Origin of the sequence: Bacillus sp. ISL-51 (assembly GCF_018613535.1) — a bacterium.
In the GTDB taxonomy this organism is placed as follows: Bacteria; Bacillota; Bacilli; order Bacillales; family Bacillaceae; genus Bacillus.
The window spans coordinates 322,899-341,808 of sequence record NZ_JAGGQB010000005.1; the positions used below are offsets into that span (position 1 = coordinate 322,899).

Sequence of the window (18,910 nt, forward strand, 5' to 3'; positions counted from 1 at the left end):
TGTGCAAAATAACGGGAACGATCTTCCCGTTTTTTACCCTCAATCACTCATGCCTGATCGAATCAGTAACACGTTTTTAAAGGCTGAACTGAAATTATGAAATTTTATTGGTTAATCGGTACAGATGAAGCGTGAGATAAACCGCTTCCGCCTCATGAACTGGTTTGTTCAGCATCTGCTGCAAGATTTTTATCAGTTTCCAAGCAGTATTGTAGCATAGCGGATATTCATTTTTCAATAATAACATTAACTTTTCTGGTTCTTTTGTCGGCTCTTCCCGCTTAATCCTGTCAATGGTAAATCTGATGTGCCGGATCAGCCGCAAATAGTGCACGCTATCTTTATCCACTTTCATTTGAAAAGAGTCCTCAATAACCTGTACGAGCCGGGCCATCAGCTGGGAATGCTGGTTCACCTCCGACAGGGGGCGGTTCGTCAGGGATGAATGAATATGAAGGGCGATAAACCCGATTTCTCCTTCCGGAAGACAGATCCCCGTCTTTTCATTAATCATGCCGACGACTTCACGGGCAATTTGAAATTCTTCAGGATAAAGTGATTCCGTTTCCATCAGAAACGGATTTTTGATATCAAACCCCTGCTGCAATCGCTTAACCGCAAAGGCGATATGATCCGTCAGCGCAATATGGATATGCTCATTTAATGAGTGGTTTGTCCGCTTTTTGATATGATAAATGACGTCATTGGAGATGTCGACAAGTGTTTCGTCCACATAACCGAGGAGCTTTTTAAATTGTTTTTGTTCTTTTTCATCCTTTAAGATGAACATCTTGTCATAGCCTTTATCTTCAATGACATCCGCTTGTTTTTTTCCAAAGCCGATCCCTTTTCCGATTAAAACGACCTCACTGTATCTATCATGGGTTGCAATGAGCACATTGTTATTTAATACCTTTTCAACTGTAAAGGACCCATTCATGATCCTCAGCTCCTTTGTCATTCAATACCTCATATCGTACAAAACGAACGGAAAGCGCGTCAATTCTTTTTTTATACGGTTGACCTTTCAATGAGGCGGTATTCAAGAACCTTCTTTGCAGCGGGCTGTCCTCTGATGCTTTTCTCCAGCATGCGAAAGGCCTGCTTTCCCATTTCTTTCGTCTGAATATCAATGGTGGAAATACCGAGCAACCGGCTGATTTCATGATTATCGATGCTTAAAATGGCGACATCTTCGGGTATGCGGGCGCCGTGAGCCCTTGCTTCGAGGTAAAAGCCTGCTGATACTTGATCATTTGCGGCAAAAAGCGCAGTCGGTTTGTCACGCCACTTTTTCCATTTATGAAAAAGCGCTTTACCGTCAAGCATCGTGATCGCCTTTTCAACAACCCAGTCCTCCCGATAAAGCTGCCCGATGTCTTTCAGCGCTTCCTTATATGCCGCGATACGGACTTGGCTGTTCATCCCTTTTTTCCTTGCCAGACAGATTGCTATTTTTTCGTGGCCTCTTTCTATTAAGTAGTTCATTCCGTGCCGAAATGCTTCTTGATGCGGAATGCTGATTGAGGAAAATCCGGCGGCATCTGCCTGGCAAAGCAGGATCGGGCCTTTCGTGCCGAGCAGTTGCTCATCGGAAATCGCTTTTGAGCAGAAAATCAGGCCGTCCACCTGGCGCTCCTGTAATTGAGATAAGGCAAAAACTTCTTTTTCAGGCTGATAATCAGTCTGGTACAAAGAGAGATGGACGCCTGATGCTTCGGCAGCGTCTGCAATGCCTGCGATCAGGTCTGCGAAATACGGCAGGTGAATGGACGGAAGCACCACTCCGATCATATTGGAAAAACCCTTAGATAAATGTACGGCATGGATATTGCGCGTATATCCGAGAGATTCCATCGCTTTTTTCACTTTCAATCTTTTTTCTTCACTTACATACTGATGGTCGTTTAATACCCTTGATACAGTCGTAACGGAAACACCAGCCGCGCTGGCAATGTCTCTGATCGTAGCCACGGCGCTCCCCTTTCTTTTTCCCTTGATCTGGAATGCGTTTCATACATTAAGATAAAACAAAACACTTTTACTCAGCTTGAAAGGAGAAGAAAAGCGATGGGTATCTTTTGTTTGCTGGGGTTGTGTCTGGCTGTTCTTGGCGGCAGCTTCCTTGCTTTAAAGCCGCTTAAGCAAAAGCATGACATTAAACCGTTTCGGAACTTTGATGATTTTTTTATTTAATACGGGGAATAAAAAAGGACGCTGTAATGAAAAGTCCTTTTTTATTCCAAAACGGCTTTCTATTTTAAGATCGTTAATTCCTTCGGATAACGCGTTAATGCTTCAGCACCGTCTTTAGTGACAAGCACGTCATCTTCAATGCGAACGCCTCCGACTTCCGGCACGTAAATGCCCGGTTCGATCGTGTAAACCATTCCTTCTGTCAGCAGCGTATCATTTGTGCGGCTCATTGAAGGATATTCGTGAACCGAAATACCGAGCCCGTGGCCGAGGCGGTGCGGGAAAAAGTTTCCGTATCCCGCTTTTTCTATAATGCCGCGGGCTTTTAAATCAAGGTCACCGATTCTGACGCCCGGTTTGCTTAACTGAAGCGCCTCTTGTTCCGCCTGCAGCACCGTTTGGTAAATCTCTTCTTGCTTCGGGCTGATTGATTGGTATGCAAATGTTCTCGTAATGTCTGAACAATAGCCGTCAAGGATGACGCCTAAATCAAACAGGACGAAATCACCTTTTTTCAACCGGTCTGCACCCGGATTGCCGTGGGGCTGGCCTGACTTTTCTCCGAACAGCACCATTGTCGAGAAAGACATGCCCTGTACGCCTTTTTTCTTCAGCTCAAACTCGATTTGCGCAAGAACCTCCGTTTCACTGACTCCTTCTTTAAGCGCTGCAACACCGACTTCAACACCGTAATCTGCAAGTTTTGCCGCTTCCCGGAGAATGCTGATTTCTTTCTCATCTTTCACTAGACGGAATTGGTTGAGCGTTTCTTCCGCGGAAACAAACTCAGCGCCGCCTGCAGCCTGCTTGAGTTTTTCTGAACGGGAAAGAGAAATCGAATCCTTTTCTACCGCGATGGAATGCATCCGGACGTCACGTTTCGCAAGCTCGGCTTGTACCATCTCCCATGGATCCTCATGATCTCCGTAACCGATGATGTCACGCTCCCATCCGGCGCTGCGGGCTTGGCCGGCTTCCATTCCCGGACAGATGAAAAATGGCTCCTGCTCCTGAAAAAGAAACAATCCCATTAGCCTCTCATGCGGGTCCGTATAAAAACCCATTAAATAAAATACGTTTTCCTTTGTATGTATAAACGCCGCCTCATGCCCTTCTTTTTTCAGCCACGACGAAATCCGCTCTAATCTGTTCATTCCTTTTTCCTCCTTACCATTAGTGACTCTTCTCCCATTCTATCAGTTTTTTGCTGATTTTGCTTTTCATGGCCATTAAAAACAGCCGCCTTTCGGGCGGCTGCTGTTTTATTTTAATAATCGCAATCCGTTTAAGATGACCAAAATCGTACTTCCTTCATGGCCGATAACGCCAAAAGGCAGCTCCATGACCTGCAAAAAATTAGCGCAGATCAACAGGCATATGACTGTCAGTGAGAAAACGATATTCTGCTTAATGATGCGGTTCATTTTTCTGGAAAGCCGGCACATTTTCACAAGTTTATGCAAATCGTTTTGCATAAGGACCAAGTCGGCTGTTTCCAATGCGACGTCCGTGCCGCCGCCCATCGCGATGCCGACATCAGCGGTTTTTAAAGCCGGCGCGTCATTAATGCCGTCTCCTACCATCGCAATCGTTCCGTATGTTTTTTTAAGTTTTTTAATTTCTTCTACCTTCTGATCGGGCAGACATTCTGCGACAACCGTCGTCATGCCTGCTTCTTTGGCGATAGCAGCCGCTGTTTCCGGATGGTCGCCTGTAAGCATGGCGGTTTTGATTCCGAGTGCTTCAAGCTCCTCCATAACCGCTTTTGCTTCAGGCCGAATTTGATCTTTCAAGGCAATGCAGCCCGCTATCCGTTCATTTTTTTTAATAAAAACAAGCGTATAGCCTTTATCGTTCAAATCTTTTCCCGTCTTTTCCAAAAATGCAGCGGCCAGATCTTCACCGATGAATCCGGCTTTTCCGATCATCCATTTGGCTCCTGAAACGTCGGCTTGAACACCGAAACCGGACGTTTCGTCAATCGATGTATAGCCTGCGTGCGCGGCGCCGCGGCTTTCAGCAAATTCCGCTATCGCTTTGGCAAGCGGGTGGCTTGATTGCTTTTCAATCGCATAAACTGCTTCTAATACTTCAGCTTCATTTACATCTTCCGCAGCTTGGAACGCTTCGACCGCCGGCTGTCCTTTTGTAACTGTACCGGTTTTGTCAAAAGCAATCATTTTGACGCTTCCCAGCTGCTCTAAAAATACGCTCCCCTTTACCAATAAACCGTTGCGCGCCCCGTTAGAAATAAGCGAAAGCGCCGCAGGCATGATGGAAGCAACAAGTGCGCACGGAGAGGCCACAACCATAAATACCATTGCCCGGTAAAAGGTTTCACTCCAGCTCCAGCCTAAAGCGAAATGGGGAACAAATAAAAGCAATGCGACCGCAAAAAGCACGCATTTCACATAGACGTTTTCAAATCGTTCAATAAACGCCTGGGCCGGTGACACACTGTTTTGCGCCGCTTCCACAAGCCTGATAATTTTTCTGAATAAGGAATGTTCATTTGATTTAGTGACACGTACCGTTAATGAACCGTTTCTGTTCACTGTGCCTGTATAGACGGCATCTCCGGCTGCCTTTTCCACCGGCATCGCTTCCCCGGTGAGCGCCGATTCATCCAGACTCGTTGCGCCGGATTCAATGATACCGTCGGCTGCTACGCGTTCGCCAGGCTTTATGACAATCATGTCACCGACTTTAATATCAGCAGCCGGAATCCGTTTTTCTTTACCGTCCACAAGCAGGCTCGCTTCCTCCGGCTCAAGTTTCATTAATGATGTTAAATCCCGGCTGCTTTTGTTCATCGTGTATGTCTCTAATGCGCCGCTTAATGAAAAAATAAATATGAGGACAGCTCCTTCCGCCCAATACCCGATAAGGGCAGAACCGACAGCTGCAAAAATCATTAGCAGCTCGACATTTAACGCCTTTGTCTCCAGTGTATCCAGAATACCTTCTTTCGCTTTCGCAAATCCGCCGATCAGGAAGGCAAGTATATACAGGGAAACGGACAGACTTTCCGTTTCGTTGAAAAACCAGCCCGCCAGAATGAGGATGCCGGATACGAGGGCTGCGATCAGCTCAGCATGCTGAAGCCACTTTTTCTCAGGCCGTTCTTCTTGTATTGGCTGCTGTGAATTGGTTTGGGTCATTACTTGTTCATTCATTATAGATTCTCCTCTCTAATTGAGAACGCAAATCATCTTCATTTCCCTGATAAAAGCAAAACGGCTGCCTCACAGGCAGCGTTCTTACTCCAATATTGCAGTATTTTCTTTATTATAGCACGACGGCGGAAGATTTCAATTATAATTGTTTTAATTTCTTTATGATAATAATTATCATTAGATCTCTTCTGCCTCTCATTATATGCAAAAAAGCCGAGAGGAAATCCTCTCAGCTTTTATTGTTCTGACCATTTTTTTAACTGTGCTGCCGTCATCGGGCCGACGACCGTTTTTTCAATTTCTCCTTTTTCATTCAGCAGAAACGAAGTCGGAATTGTAATGATACGGTATTCCTTCATCAGCTCGCCTCTGGAATCGAGAACGATCGGGAATGTAAGATGGTGTTGGTTTATGAAGTTTTGAACGGCCTGCTTGTTTTGCTCCGCGTTTACCAGGTTAACCGTCACAAGGCTCACTTGATCAGAATGATGGTTTTCATAATACGTTTGAAACTGAGGCAGTTCTTTTTTACATGGAGGACACCATGACGTCCAGAAATGCAAAATCGTTTTCCGGCCTTTATTCGGGATCGAAATATCGTCTCCTTCAATCGTTTTCATCATAAAGACTGCAGGAACAGCCTGTTTTCCGGCGGCTTTTGCCTCAGGCATCCAGGCTGCGGCAAGTATGAAAAGAGCTGCACATACAATAAGGCGATTTTTCAGCATATGATCTTCCTTTCATGCGTTTCAGATAGCTTGCCCTTCCTTATTGAAATGTATCAGCTTTTTCAGCTTTCGATGCGAGGCGATCTGCCTCCGCCTGTAAGAAATACAGACACACCGAGCTCTTTGCAAATCGTCGTGTAATGCAAGCTTGTCACGAGAATCATTCCTGTATTCATTCCGAGAATAATGCCGAGCATTTGCAGATTCGGCATGGAACCAAGCACATACATCATCGTCAGCGCAACAATATGGCTCCACACGTTATGGAAAAAAGCCGTTTTCACATGGCCGATTCCGATCAGGCAAGCCTGAAACGGCATAACAAACAGGTGAAAAAGAAAGTACGGCCATAACAGCTGCAAATAAACCTGCGCTTCCGGAGATTGAAAAAAAAGATGGGTCAGCGGGCCGGCGAATTGAAACATCACCCAAACTGCCGGAATGCCGTAGCCGAAAGTAATAAAAATCGACTGCCTCAGCCGTTTCAATACAATATCATATTGAGAAAGCGCGTACGCTTCAGAAATACTCGGGATCATCACGACCATTAATGAATGGGCGATAAACGCGGGAAACGAACCGATCGTTACCGCTACCCCGGCAAGCATGCCGTATTGATCAATCGCAGCTGTTCCGGCGGCCCCCGCCGCCAAAAGCGCCGCTTTCACCAGAAAAGGTTCAATAGCATTGGTCACGGCATGAAAAATGCGCAATCCCGTTGTCGGAATCGAAACGGCCAACAGACGTTTCCGCACATCCCTTCCGCGCAGATGGATATGCTGTTGGCCGGAAATCGCCCTCCGCGCTAAAATAAACTGCGTATACAGATAAACAAACACCACGACATCGCTTGCGACAAGCACAAACAATGAAATGAGCACCGCCATGTCAATTTCAAAAGAGTACCATTGAAAAAATACAAACAGACACAGCACTTGAATGATTTTTTTCAGGACATTCGCAACAGCGATTTTCCCCATTTGCTGCACTCCCATAAAATAACCTCTGGCAATGGATGTGAAAGCCACAATGGGAATCAGGCCGATAACAATTCCTTTGATAAAAGGATGATACGTATCAAATACAGGGATAAACGGCAGCGCGATGCTGGCAGCGGCGGTCGAAAAAGCGGTAAATACGGCGGTCATTCGGAAAGCATGCCGGAGCATGCTTTCATGCAGCTTTTGGTTTGATTCGGCAATAAATTTCGAAATTGAAATCGGAAGCTCGAGACTTGCTATAACGATAATCAAAAAAATGGTGGGCAGAATACTCATATAAAGCCCCATTCCATGCTCGCCAAGCTCCCGCGCCAATATCATATTCACTACAAATTCCAGGCATTCAGCGAAAAAGGCGGCAATGGATAAAAGGATAATCCCTTTCACAAATCGATTCATGCTGTCTCTCCTTGTCTCTCGTTCTTCCACCATCATATGAGACAAGTTCTGAAAATATTTTCGATTTCTTAAAATTGAAAAAAAGCATAGCCGGGACTTTTCATCCCGCTATGCTTATACGGCAAATACGTGTCTGCCGATTCTTTCGATGATTTTTCTGGAACGGATCCAATGGTCAGAAGCCGTTTTCGGATTGTAGAAGTACAATGCCTTTGTATCTCTGCCCTGGTTTTCCATCGCCTCTTTTACCGCTGCAATGGAATCCTTATCCGGTTTTTGATTAATACTTCCGTTCGATACCGGCTCAAATGCGTTCCTTTGATAAATAACGCCCCGAATGGTGTCCGGAAAGCCGTGCTTCTCGGTGCGGTTCAGCACTACGCTTGCCACAGCCACTTTCCCTTTATAAGACTCGCCTTTCGCTTCTGCGTGAACGAGACGGGACAGAAGTTCTCTGTCAGCTTGGGAATAAACTTTTTTAGACGGATGATACTCAGCCGGCTCCGGCTTGGCTTTTTTCTTTGTATGCGATGACAGTTTGATCACATTGATTGAACGCTTTTGATCAGCATCTGCCAGCTTTGGAACGGCGCTATTTCGATTTATATGATTAACCAATGAAGTGCTATCTTGCTTTGGCTTCTTTGTTAAACTAACTAGAGCTTGTGTATGTTCAATTTTTGTTGCAGGCATAAAACAAAGAAAAAAGACAGCCAAGGCAGCAAATTTTGTCGTCATACGATTTCCTCCTTAAAATACTTCACTACCTTAACAAGAGCAGCACTCAAATTCACGGTTAAAGATTTTCCAGTTCTCCCAAACAGCTATTATGCTGGAAGATGTTCTATAACGGCCTTGTTATTGCCAAAAAAACAGCTGTGATTCACATAAAAATAGCCAAATAGTTGTAAAAACATCCATCGGAGGGAGTTTACAATTTGTTTACATCTGTTACAGGGAGATGAAGTCAGCATCTGAAAATAAAAAAAACTCCTCACATAGAGGAGTTTTCAGCTTCTTGGCTGTTCTAAATATTGGAATATGACATCTCCGCCCTGCTGGGCAATGCCGCGAAAATGCTTAAAATCTTCCTGCTTTGATAACACAGCCCGAAATGCAAGAAAGTGTTCTTTTTGCACCCTGAATTCCGGGATTTCCCCGGTGCGGATTTGATTGATACGTTCTGTAATTTCTTCCGGCAGCAACAAAAACAGCCCCCTTTTTCTGCTTATTAACGAAAAACAATATACCATCTTTGCCGCGTCCGGACAATGGATAAGCGGAACAATACCCATATTGCTTTACTTCTTAAAGAAAATACTGCAAAATATTTTCAAACAGGAATTATGATAAAGGAGAGGAAGCTCGTGAAAATTGCAAAGGTTGGAAACGTCATTGAATTTAAAAACGGATTAACCGGGATTGTTGAAAAGGTAAATGAAAATTCCGTCATCGTTGATGTAACCATCATGGATAATTATCGTGATCTTGAATTAGATTCCCTCACTGTCGTTAATCATAAAAACTATAAAATCATCAAAGACTCCATTTAACCCCCACGCACGCAACCCGAACACTTTACATATCCCGCACGCTTTTCAAAAGCTGCCGCCCGGCAGCTTTTTCACATGAAGTCACACCTCAGTCAGCTCAATAGAAAAGTCCCCGGTCTCACCTTCCCGATAAAGGTTTGTCATCGATGTATAATAATTGGTAATTTCACCGCGGAAATCGAGACCCCGCTCAGGCGCCTGCACCTCGAATGTTTTTTCATACAGAAGGACGGCGATATCATGATACGTTTCACTGGTTACCTTTAATACAAATGAAATGACACGGCCGCTTTGGCCCGTCTCTTCTTTACAGTTATACATATTCAGCCTTACACCGTTTAAAAGCAGCGGCTCCATGATGTTCACTCCTTCTTTTTACAGGACATGCTATCACGCCGCTGACCGATTTACAATTGATCTGTTTTCCCAGAATGAATAATTTAAGTGAAGGTATTTACAAACGTATGTTCCTATTTTATAATAAAACAGACGAGCTGCCATCCAGCACCCGTCACGTGATGTAGCGGCGAGTACAATCCCCCCGGGTTTACTCGTCTTTTTTCAAAGCAAAATTCTTTTTATCCAAGGGATGCAGCTTGAAATTTGGAGCTTCGTATTGCATTATTACGATTCCCTATCATTTGGACTGTCCAGTAAAATCTATACAAAAATCCCCCGCCTGAAAAGACGGGGGATTTTAGATCATTAACGATTATCAACCGTTTCCGGATACATATCATGATTCATCATACGATGCTCAGCCATTTGTTCATACTTCGTTCCCGGTCTGCCGTAGTTTGTGTATGGATCAATTGAAATTCCGCCTCTTGGCGTGAATTTCCCCCATACTTCAATGTAGCGCGGGTCCATCAGTTCAATCAGGTCATTCATGATGATGTTCATGCAATCCTCGTGAAAATCCCCATGGTTGCGGAAACTGAAAAGATAAAGCTTCAGTGATTTGCTTTCTACCATTTTTTCGTCCGGAATGTAGCTGATGTAAATCGTTGCGAAGTCCGGCTGTCCCGTTTTCGGGCAAAGCGACGTAAATTCAGGGCAATTGAATTTAACGAAATAATCACGGTTGACGTGTTTATTCGGAAAGGACTCCAAAACCTCCGGCGCATATTCAAATAAATAGTTTGTCCCTTGATTACCCAGGAGCGTAACTCCTTCTAATTCTGAATCTTTTCTGGTCATATGAATCTCCCTTTCTCTTTATACTCCCCGTTTGTTTCCCCACAGCAGTGTATGCAGCTGGGGCAGGACTCTGACGAGATTCAATTCTGAATCAGCAGAAACCTTGTCAACGAGTTTTTCATATTTTCCGAGCAGATGCGTGATTAACGCTTGGTCATCTGTCGTATGAACGTTGTCATTTCCGACTTGCAGATAAAACGGAATATCCGGATGTCGTTTATGAACCGTTTTTGCAAATGCCAGATCCTCATCATTAAAAATGACGACTTTTAAACTGACCGCATGGCCCCTGTTTGCCGCTTTAAGAGAAGACAAAATGTGATCCAGCTTGTTAAAATCGGTCGTCATTCCTGAGCTCGGCGGCTTTGGAGAAATCGTCAAGTCATCAATCATCGTAAACCAATCCTGATAAACAGTTCCTTGCGTTTCTAAAGCGGCGCGCACATCATGCTGTTTCAATAACATAATAAACGCGTCAAGCTGCTTTAACAGCGCCGGGTTTCCGCCCGAAATGGTGACATGAGAAAAGGCGTCTCCTCCGATTTCTCTCAGCTCATGATAAATGTCTTCCGCCGTCATCCAGCGGATATCTTTTTTGGCTGATCCGTCCCACGTAAAAGCGGAATCGCACCAGCTGCAGGAATAGTCACAGCCTGCCGTGCGGACAAACATGGTTTTCTGGCCGATGACCATGCCTTCCCCTTGTATCGTCGGCCCGAAAATTTCTAAAACCGGAATTCCTTTAGCCATTCAGATCACCTTTTTTCGGACGGTATACACAATAGCTTGTCGGTGTTTCTCTGACAAATATCTGCACGCAAACCGGTTTATTCTCCAGTGTTTCAAGATAGGCTTGAACCTTATCATAAATCGTTTTCGCCACAACTTCCGTCGTCGGCAATGAGTATCGGTCATCATCGGAAAATTCGTCATGATTATTCAGCAATGTATGATCATAAGCGCCGTGCACCAATTTTTTCAGCACGCTGAAATTCACGAGGAATCCTGAATCATCCAATTCATCCCCGGCAACAGTAATATTTACGGTATACGTGTGCCCGTGCACTCTGCTGCACGCTCCGGCACTTTCCCGGGGAATAAAGTGCGCGGCGGAAATGTGCATGTCCTTGTTCAATTCAAATGAGTAAGGATGCTGAGCCTGCGGGTAAATTTGAGAAAGCAATTAATTCCGCTCTCCTTTCATTTTCATATATTCATCATAGCCTTTATTGCGGAGCAGACATGCCGGACATTCTCCGCAGCCGTCCGCAATAATACCGTTATAGCAAGTCAGTGTATTGTTTTTTACAAAATCAAGTGCGTCAAGCTCATCGGCAAGCTTCCATGTTTCCGCTTTATTCAGCCACATGAGCGGTGTGTGAATAACAAACGGTTTTTCCATCGCCAAATTAACGGTGACGTTGCAGGATTTCACAAACTCGTCACGGCAGTCTGGGTAGCCGCTGAAGTCAGTCTCACAAACACCGGTTATAATGTGGCGCGCCCCGATTTGATACGCAAGAATAGAAGCAAACGATAAGAATACGAGATTGCGTCCCGGCACGAAAGTTGTCGGCAATTCCCCGTCTTTTGCTTCGATCTCAATATCGTCTCTTGTCAGCGCGTTCGGCGCAAGCTGGTTTAAGAGAGACATATCAAGCAAGTGATTTTTGACGCCGAGCTTTTCAGCAATGGCCTTTGCCACATCAATTTCCTCTTCGTGGCGCTGATTATAATGGAATGTTACGGTTTCTACTTCTTCAAAGTTCTGTAACGCCCACAATAAACAAGTCGTGCTGTCCTGGCCTCCGCTGAACACGACGACTGCTTTTTCTTTTTTCATATCTGGTCTCTCCCTTATTTACATTTTATAAATAAAAAAGCGCCTTTCTCGGAAAAGGCGCCCTAAAAAACATAAAAAAAGACCGTATCCAAGGATACAGCTCGTCCTTAGTTTTTTATAGAGGGTGTAGCTAGAACCTCTCCCGCAGAAATACGGATTTTCTTCATTTTTTTCCCTTCTGCTATCATACCATAATCAAGTCTCCATTTACAATAAAAAAGACAGCCTGAAAACAAAGTTCAGGCCGCCGCATCCAGAGCTGTTTTAAGCTCTTCGTTTTTTCCCGGGAAATACCATCAGCGCCATTCCGATCAGGATAAATAAGACCGGCCAGAAGACAGACACCGGGAATGCCAATTGATACATCATAATAAAACATAATGCGACCAGCGTCAGCACCGTTACCGGAATCAGCAGCGCCTTTTGTTTCCCGCCAAACAGCCACAGTTCAAATAAACCGAAAGCGGTTGCTAACAGGTAAACAGGCCAAGTCACACCGGAATATGACCAATTTGTTGCAATTTCGAAGAAAAACAAGACGCCCGTAATAAGTAATATGCCGCCCGGCACGAGAAGCCCTGCGTTTTTCACCGGTTTTGAGCTGAAAATCGGGATATGAAAAGCAATACCAAGCAAAATAAGGATAGCGGGCCATCCATGTTCATTTATTTCTGCATTTGTATTGCTGAAGATGCCGAAAATTCCTGTACAAGCAAGAACCGCCGATGCAATGAGCAGACCTTTTTGCTTTTTGCCGAACAGCCAGCTTTCAAAAAGCCCGAACGCAGCGGCAAAGAGATAGACCGGCCATGTTACATTTGCATAAGCCCAATCCGTTAACGTTTCAAACCATAATAAACCGCCGGTAAGAAGCAATATACCGCCTGGGATGAGAAACCCCGTTCTTTTTTGCGGATGCAAAAATGCACTGATATGAAAAATAAGCGATACGATAATGATCAAAAGCGGCCATACCTCTGCCATAAGCATGCCGGTAAAACATACAGCACCGACAGTGGACAGGATAAAAACAGGGATCAATACACCCGTTTTTCTTCCTCCGAAGAACCACAGTTCAAAAAGGCCGAATGCGGGAGCCCATATATATACAGGCCAAGTCATACTTGAATACGTCCATCCTGTTGCGGTTTCAAAACAAAACAGGCAGCCCAGCACAAGGGTAATTCCGCCTGGAACGAGCAGCCCCGCTTTGTCAGCTGCTTTGCCCGTGAATAAAAATCCGGCATGAAAACCTGCGGACAACACAACGAAAAGAAACGGCCAAGCCGAGGCAGCCGCTACGTGGATTATTCCCGCCTTCTGTAAAAAAAAGAGAATACCGATGCCAATAAAAATGAAGCCTAAAAACCGAAAATCTTTCATTCCATACTCCTCCCCATCATTTCCCAATTCATTATACAGAAATGACAGGGAAAAAGAAGGGGAATTTTTCAAAAAAACAGACAATAGTCTCATGCCGCTCATGTTTTTTGCGGGGTTTTTTTACAAACCAGCGCACCGATAAAAGCAAGGCTGACATATCCAAACAGCGGATAAACCGTTGAAATCAGCTGGCCGTAGCCGATTTGACTGACAATGTAAGCGAATATCAAAATGCCGCCGTAAATATATGTACTCTTTATATGAAGAAAGCTGTTCAATTGTTTTTCCAGACCGTATAAATTGCCGATTACCGATGTAAACACCTCTCCAAAAATAATAAACAAATAAATGATATGAAGGGAGCGGGAAAATAAATAGACGACTTGAGCCATCGGAATCTCATATTCCTGCACATTCGGGAGCACCGACAAGGACAAAAAGCTTGCGAACAGCACCAGCGTAAGCAATCCGGCGCCTAAATAAGCCCCTCTTCGGATCACCTTTTCTGATGTCATTTCGTTTGCAAGGGGTACAAGGACAGCTTGGGCCAGCGATAAATTTAAAGCGCCGTAAGACACGGCTGACAAAAGCCAATTCCACCTGTCAGGCCATACCCATTCCTCCGTGTTCCTAGCGGCCGTAAACACAAATGAATCGGCCGCCACGATAAAAGAAAAAGAAAGCAATAGCGGCACAACTAATACATTGACACCGAAAACGCCTTTGACGCCGCTAGTCATGACGACAAAGCTCAGCCCCATTGTCAAAAGTATTCCGGCTTGAGCGGTCCAGCCAAGCTGTTCATGAAACAGCGCCCCCGCTCCGGACAGCATGACAGAGGTCACCCCTAACAAAATAAACATCATAAACATGTTGACAATGCGGCCGACAGACTGCCCGAATAAATAATTATTTAATTCTTGATAAGACGCTGCATTGATCCGCTTTGAAATGATCATTATTTTTGCGCCTAAAAAAGTAAACATCAGACCGCTCACTACAATGCCGAACAGACCGATCCATCCGAACCTCAGGAAAAACTCAACGATTTCGCGCCCCGTGGCGAAACCGGCCCCTACAACCGTCCCTACGTATACAAATGCAAGCTGACTTGCAGACCCTTTTGATTGTCTCATTTCACCCTCCGGCTAAACGCAGTTTTGTCCAGGCCTTTTTATCAGCCTATGAGACAAGTTGCATGAAAAGAAGAATAAATCGTGTTTACTTGAGAAAACAGATGCAAATTTGCCCCTCAAGCAAAAAAATTGAAAGCAGAAAAAAAGCGGCGTATACTCATCAGCAAAGAAGGATCAAAATGCATTGGTCAAGATTAATCAAAGAATACAAATTGACTAATCTGAATCGCAAGTATTGATTTTACAAGGTTAGAAACAAAATACTTGAAAGTCAAAGAAGGTCAGAGTATACTATTAATCAAAGAAGGTCAAACCAGGCCTTATTTTCTAACTCTATTGGTCAAAGATAATCAAACATTACCTAAGGAGGTTTTGGCAAATGCGTTGTCAACATTGTCAGAAAAACGAGGCGACGATTCGCCTAAACATGCAAGTCAATTCCATTCAAAAACAATTGGTTTTATGTGAAACCTGTTATACAGAATTAACCCGCAAACCGTCTATGAGCATGGGGCCGCAATCATTCGGTTTCCCATTTGAACAAGCCTTTCACGCTGATAAAAACGAACAGCAGTCTCAGCGTAAAAAAGGATTGCTCGATGAACTCGCGCAAAATGTCACAAACGGCGCAAAAGCAGGTTTGATTGATCCTGTTATCGGCCGCGATGATGAAGTGGCGCGCGTGATCGAAATTTTAAACCGCCGCAACAAAAACAACCCGGTCCTCATCGGAGAACCAGGTGTCGGCAAAACAGCAATCGCAGAAGGCCTTGCGCTCAAAATCGCGGAAGGCGATGTACCGAATAAACTGAAAAACAAAGAGCTCTACCTGCTGGATGTCGCTTCCCTCGTTGCCAATACGGGGATCAGAGGCCAGTTTGAAGAAAGAATGAAACAGCTGATGAACGAATTAAAAGAACGGAAAAACGCAATTCTGTTCATTGATGAAATTCATCTTCTCGTAGGTGCAGGGTCTGCTGAAGGATCAATGGATGCAGGAAATATCCTGAAGCCGGCGCTAGCCAGAGGAGAACTGCAGGTCATCGGGGCGACGACGCTGAAAGAGTACCGCCAAATCGAAAAGGACGCGGCGCTTGAAAGACGCTTCCAGCCTGTTATGGTTCACGAACCTTCTATAGAACAAGCGATCAGCATTCTTGAAGGCATTAAAGATAAATATGAGAAGTACCACGGCGTCACATTCAGCAATGAAGCGATTAAGGCGTGTGTCACTCTCTCTTCCCGATACATTCAGGACCGTCATCTGCCGGACAAAGCGATTGACCTGTTAGATGAAGCGGGATCAAAGGCAAATCTGCAGCTGGATACTTTAAATGAAGAAGAAGCGGCTAAAAGACTTTCTGCCATTGAAGCTGAGAAAACAAAAGCGCTTCAAGAAGAGAACTATGAGCTTGCTGCAAAACTTCGTGACGAAGAAGCGGCTTTGGAAAAGCAGCTGGCACAAGAAACACCCGCCTCATCAGCTGAAGTGGGAGCGGAACACATACAAGCCATCGTCGAACAAAAAACGGGCATTCCCGTCGGAAAGCTCCAGGCTGATGAACAAACAAAAATGAAAGAGCTTGAAGAGCACCTTCATCAGCGTGTGATCGGCCAGGAAACAGCCGTTAAAAAAGTGGCTAAAGCGGTAAGAAGAAGCCGCGCCGGCTTGAAATCCAAAAACAGACCTGTCGGCTCCTTTCTCTTTGTCGGACCGACCGGCGTCGGAAAAACCGAGTTGTCTAAAACACTCGCAGATGAACTGTTCGGCACAAAAGATTCCATTATCCGCCTCGATATGAGTGAATACATGGAAAAACACGCCGTTTCTAAAATTATCGGCTCGCCTCCGGGTTATGTAGGCCATGATGAAGCCGGACAATTAACGGAAAAAGTGCGCCGCAATCCATACAGCATCGTATTGCTTGATGAGATTGAAAAAGCCCACCCTGACGTCCAGCATATGTTTTTGCAAATTATGGAGGACGGCCGTTTGACAGACAGCCAAGGCAGAACGGTCAGCTTTAAGGATACCGTTTTGATTATGACGAGCAACGCGGGCACCGGCGAAAAACAAACAAAAGTCGGTTTTCAATCAGAAGAAAGCGTGATGAAAGAGCAGACGCTGATCGATTCACTCAGCATGTTCTTCAAACCTGAATTTTTAAACCGGTTTGACAGCATTATTGAATTCCAGTCTCTTGAAAAAGAACATCTCGTTAAAATCGTCACCCTGCTGCTTGCAGAGCTCGACGACACATTAAAAGAGCGCGGAATCAGTTTGCACGTCACGGATGAAGCGAAGGAAAAAATCGCTGAAATCGGCTATCATCCTTCCTTCGGCGCACGTCCGCTCAGAAGAACCATCCAAGAATGGATCGAGGACGAAATGACTGATCTATTACTTGAAGATAACGAAATCAAAGCCTTCAACGTAATAATGGAAGATGACAGCATTAAAGTACAGGCGAAATAGGAAAAAAGCGGTTCTCCATTCGGGGACCGCTTTTTTTATGACTTCCCGTACCTTCTAATATCTGATGATCAGTTTCCTCTCCAAAAACAGCTATTTGACATATCAGCGGTATGATAAAAGGAGCAACCTGTGAATAATTCGAGAACATTTTCCCAATCGCCCTAAAGTTCCAAGCACTGGCACCGATATTAACCATAGAAAGCTAGTATAAAGGATTTGGTGAAAAATATGGATAAAACATCGATTATCGGTATCATTCTTGCCTTGATCGCTTTAAGCGTCGGCATGGTGCTGAAAGGGGTAAGCTTAAGCGCACTCGCCAACCCCGCAGCTATTTTAATTATTTTGTTCGGTACGATTTCTGCCGTCATTATTGCATTTCCCGGCAAAGAAATTAAAAAAGTGCCTGCTCTTTTTAAAGTGCTGTTTAAGGAAAACAAACAGTTGACCATTGAACAATTGATTCCCATGTTTTCTCAATGGGCGCAAATTGCCAGACGTGAAGGCCTGCTCGCGCTGGAGGCAAGCATTGAAGACGTCGATGACGCGTTTTTAAAGAACGGCCTGAGCATGGCGGTAGACGGTCAAAGCGCAGAATTTATAAGAGATATTATGACTGAGGAAGTTGAAGCGATGGAAGACAGGCACCAGGCCGGCGCAGCAATCTTTACCCAAGCCGGAACATATGCGCCGACACTTGGCGTATTGGGTGCAGTTATAGGCCTTATCGCCGCCCTTTCAAACATGAACAACACGGAGGCGCTCGGGCATGCTATCAGTGCGGCGTTTGTCGCCACCCTTCTCGGGATCTTTACAGGGTATGTATTATGGCACCCCTTCGCCAACAAGCTGAAACGCAAATCAAAACAGGAAATCAAACTGCGGGAGATCATGATTGAAGGCGTCCTTTCCGTGCTTGAGGGACAAGCGCCGAAAGTAATTGAACAAAAACTTCTGATGTACCTTCCTGCAAACGAACGTGCAAAAGTCAGCGAACAAGAAGGAGAGTCAAACAATGGCGAGAAAAAAGAAGAAGAAGCATGATGACGAGCATGTGGATGAGTCTTGGCTGATCCCGTACGCGGACCTTCTCACCCTTCTCCTTGCTCTGTTCATTGTATTATTCGCCATGAGCTCTGTCGATGCGGCGAAATTCCAAATGCTTTCTAAATCATTCAACGCCGTATTTACGGGAGGCACAGGTGTCTTGGACTATTCAAGCGTCACGCCCCCTGAGAATGAAAAAGACGGCATTGATACGATAAAAAAAGACAAGGAAAAAGAGAAAGAGAAAAAAAAGAAAGCAAATGAAGCAGCGGATCGCGAAGAGCTTGAAGGCGTGCAGAAACAGGTCAATCAATTCATTAAAAATAAAAAGCTTGAGCATCAGCTTGAAACGAAGCTGACAAACGAAGGCTTGTTAATCACTATTAAAGACAGCATCTTTTTTGATTCGGGCAGAGCCGATATCCGCCGGGAAGATGTCCCGCTTGCGAAGGAAATCTCGAATTTATTGGTGCTGAACCCGCCGCGCAACATTATCATCAGCGGTCATACGGACAATGTTCCGATTAAAAACTCAGAATATCAATCAAACTGGCATTTAAGCGTCATGAGAGCCGTCAACTTTATGGCTTTGCTCACTGAGAATCCGAAATTGGATGCAAAAGTGTTCAGCGCCAAAGGCTTTGGCGAATATAAACCGATTGCGTCTAACAAAACCGCAGAAGGACGCAGTAAAAACAGACGCGTTGAGGTATTGATACAGCCGAGAAACGCCGGCACCGACGAAAATCAATAATAAAAAAAGGAAGCCCTT

20 protein-coding genes and 1 riboswitch are annotated in these 18,910 nt (G+C 44.8%); of the genes, 5 read left to right on the forward strand and 15 right to left on the reverse strand.

Annotated features, from left to right (window positions below):
* Positions 1–94: 94 nt before the first annotated feature.
* A complete protein-coding gene (gene glcT, locus J7E26_RS06385) occupies positions 95–961 on the reverse strand; it encodes a glucose PTS transporter transcription antiterminator GlcT (RefSeq protein WP_214799680.1) in 867 nt (288 codons plus the stop codon).
* Between the two features lie 50 nt (positions 962–1,011).
* Positions 1,012–1,974, reverse strand: coding sequence for a LacI family DNA-binding transcriptional regulator (locus J7E26_RS06390; protein WP_214799682.1), 963 nt, complete (start codon positions 1,972–1,974; stop codon positions 1,012–1,014).
* Between the two features lie 96 nt (positions 1,975–2,070).
* On the opposite strand from J7E26_RS06390, the gene J7E26_RS18445 reads away from it, so the two are divergent.
* The gene (locus tag J7E26_RS18445) at positions 2,071–2,196 is read left to right on the forward strand and encodes a hypothetical protein (protein ID WP_285288981.1); all 126 of its coding nucleotides are present in this window, start codon (positions 2,071–2,073) and stop codon (positions 2,194–2,196) included.
* A gap of 59 nt (positions 2,197–2,255) precedes the next feature.
* Here J7E26_RS18445 and J7E26_RS06395 read toward each other — a convergent pair whose 3' ends face one another.
* The 6 genes from J7E26_RS06395 to J7E26_RS06420 form a co-directional block, all read right to left on the reverse strand.
* On the reverse strand, positions 2,256–3,350 hold the full coding sequence (locus J7E26_RS06395; RefSeq protein WP_214799684.1) for a M24 family metallopeptidase: 1,095 nt from the start codon (positions 3,348–3,350) through the stop codon (positions 2,256–2,258).
* Between the two features lie 108 nt (positions 3,351–3,458).
* On the reverse strand, positions 3,459–5,372 hold the full coding sequence (locus J7E26_RS06400; RefSeq protein WP_214799686.1) for a heavy metal translocating P-type ATPase: 1,914 nt from the start codon (positions 5,370–5,372) through the stop codon (positions 3,459–3,461).
* Between the two features lie 236 nt (positions 5,373–5,608).
* Complete coding sequence (gene stoA / locus J7E26_RS06405) at positions 5,609–6,100, reverse strand: endospore biogenesis thiol-disulfide oxidoreductase StoA (protein ID WP_214799688.1); 492 nt, start codon at positions 6,098–6,100, stop codon at positions 5,609–5,611.
* Between the two features lie 62 nt (positions 6,101–6,162).
* Positions 6,163–7,500: a polysaccharide biosynthesis protein gene (locus tag J7E26_RS06410; RefSeq protein ID WP_214799690.1), complete on the reverse strand. Its 1,338-nt coding sequence runs from the start codon at positions 7,498–7,500 to the stop codon at positions 6,163–6,165.
* A 114-nt stretch (positions 7,501–7,614) separates the two neighbouring features.
* On the reverse strand, positions 7,615–8,238 hold the full coding sequence (locus tag J7E26_RS06415; protein WP_214799692.1) for a cell wall hydrolase: 624 nt from the start codon (positions 8,236–8,238) through the stop codon (positions 7,615–7,617).
* 272 nt (positions 8,239–8,510) lie between these two features.
* Positions 8,511–8,705 (reverse strand): hypothetical protein, encoded by a 195-nt coding sequence (locus J7E26_RS06420; protein ID WP_061523551.1) that lies wholly within the window; start codon positions 8,703–8,705, stop codon positions 8,511–8,513.
* Between the two features lie 162 nt (positions 8,706–8,867).
* On the opposite strand from J7E26_RS06420, the gene J7E26_RS06425 reads away from it, so the two are divergent.
* Positions 8,868–9,053 carry a YkvS family protein gene (locus J7E26_RS06425; RefSeq protein ID WP_214799694.1) on the forward strand — a complete coding sequence of 62 codons (186 nt, stop codon included), beginning with the start codon at positions 8,868–8,870 and terminating at the stop codon, positions 9,051–9,053.
* A gap of 81 nt (positions 9,054–9,134) precedes the next feature.
* Here the strand turns inward: J7E26_RS06425 and J7E26_RS06430 are convergent, their stop codons facing one another.
* The 7 genes from J7E26_RS06430 to J7E26_RS06460 form a co-directional block, all read right to left on the reverse strand.
* Positions 9,135–9,410 (reverse strand): DUF3219 family protein, encoded by a 276-nt coding sequence (locus J7E26_RS06430; RefSeq protein ID WP_214799696.1) that lies wholly within the window; start codon positions 9,408–9,410, stop codon positions 9,135–9,137.
* 348 nt (positions 9,411–9,758) lie between these two features.
* Entirely contained in the window at positions 9,759–10,253 is a 495-nt protein-coding gene (gene queF, locus J7E26_RS06435; RefSeq protein WP_214799698.1) for a preQ(1) synthase, read from the reverse strand.
* A gap of 18 nt (positions 10,254–10,271) precedes the next feature.
* Positions 10,272–11,003: a 7-carboxy-7-deazaguanine synthase QueE gene (gene queE / locus J7E26_RS06440; protein WP_214799700.1), complete on the reverse strand. Its 732-nt coding sequence runs from the start codon at positions 11,001–11,003 to the stop codon at positions 10,272–10,274.
* Positions 10,996–11,436, reverse strand: a complete 441-nt coding sequence (queD, locus tag J7E26_RS06445; RefSeq protein ID WP_214799702.1) for a 6-carboxytetrahydropterin synthase QueD — start codon at positions 11,434–11,436, stop codon at positions 10,996–10,998. Before queD ends, queE begins: the two co-directional genes overlap by 8 nt.
* Entirely contained in the window at positions 11,437–12,096 is a 660-nt protein-coding gene (queC, locus tag J7E26_RS06450) for a 7-cyano-7-deazaguanine synthase QueC (protein ID WP_214799705.1), read from the reverse strand.
* A gap of 101 nt (positions 12,097–12,197) precedes the next feature.
* Positions 12,198–12,242, reverse strand: a riboswitch (PreQ1 riboswitch).
* 118 nt (positions 12,243–12,360) lie between these two features.
* Positions 12,361–13,479, reverse strand: a complete 1,119-nt coding sequence (locus J7E26_RS06455) for a hypothetical protein (protein WP_214799707.1) — start codon at positions 13,477–13,479, stop codon at positions 12,361–12,363.
* A gap of 98 nt (positions 13,480–13,577) precedes the next feature.
* Complete coding sequence (locus tag J7E26_RS06460) at positions 13,578–14,615, reverse strand: YkvI family membrane protein (RefSeq protein ID WP_214799709.1); 1,038 nt, start codon at positions 14,613–14,615, stop codon at positions 13,578–13,580.
* Positions 14,616–14,994: 379 nt separating this feature from the next.
* Between J7E26_RS06460 and clpE the strand changes: the two genes are divergently transcribed.
* The 3 genes from clpE (at position 14,995) to motB (ending at position 18,892) form a co-directional block, all read left to right on the forward strand.
* A complete protein-coding gene (gene clpE / locus J7E26_RS06465) occupies positions 14,995–17,091 on the forward strand; it encodes an ATP-dependent Clp protease ATP-binding subunit (protein WP_214799711.1) in 2,097 nt (698 codons plus the stop codon).
* Between the two features lie 228 nt (positions 17,092–17,319).
* On the forward strand, positions 17,320–18,135 hold the full coding sequence (gene motA / locus J7E26_RS06470) for a flagellar motor stator protein MotA (RefSeq protein WP_061523541.1): 816 nt from the start codon (positions 17,320–17,322) through the stop codon (positions 18,133–18,135).
* Positions 18,107–18,892, forward strand: coding sequence for a flagellar motor protein MotB (motB, locus tag J7E26_RS06475; protein ID WP_214799713.1), 786 nt, complete (start codon positions 18,107–18,109; stop codon positions 18,890–18,892). The genes motA and motB overlap by 29 nt, the downstream gene beginning before the upstream one ends.
* The last annotated feature ends 18 nt before the right edge of the window (positions 18,893–18,910 follow it).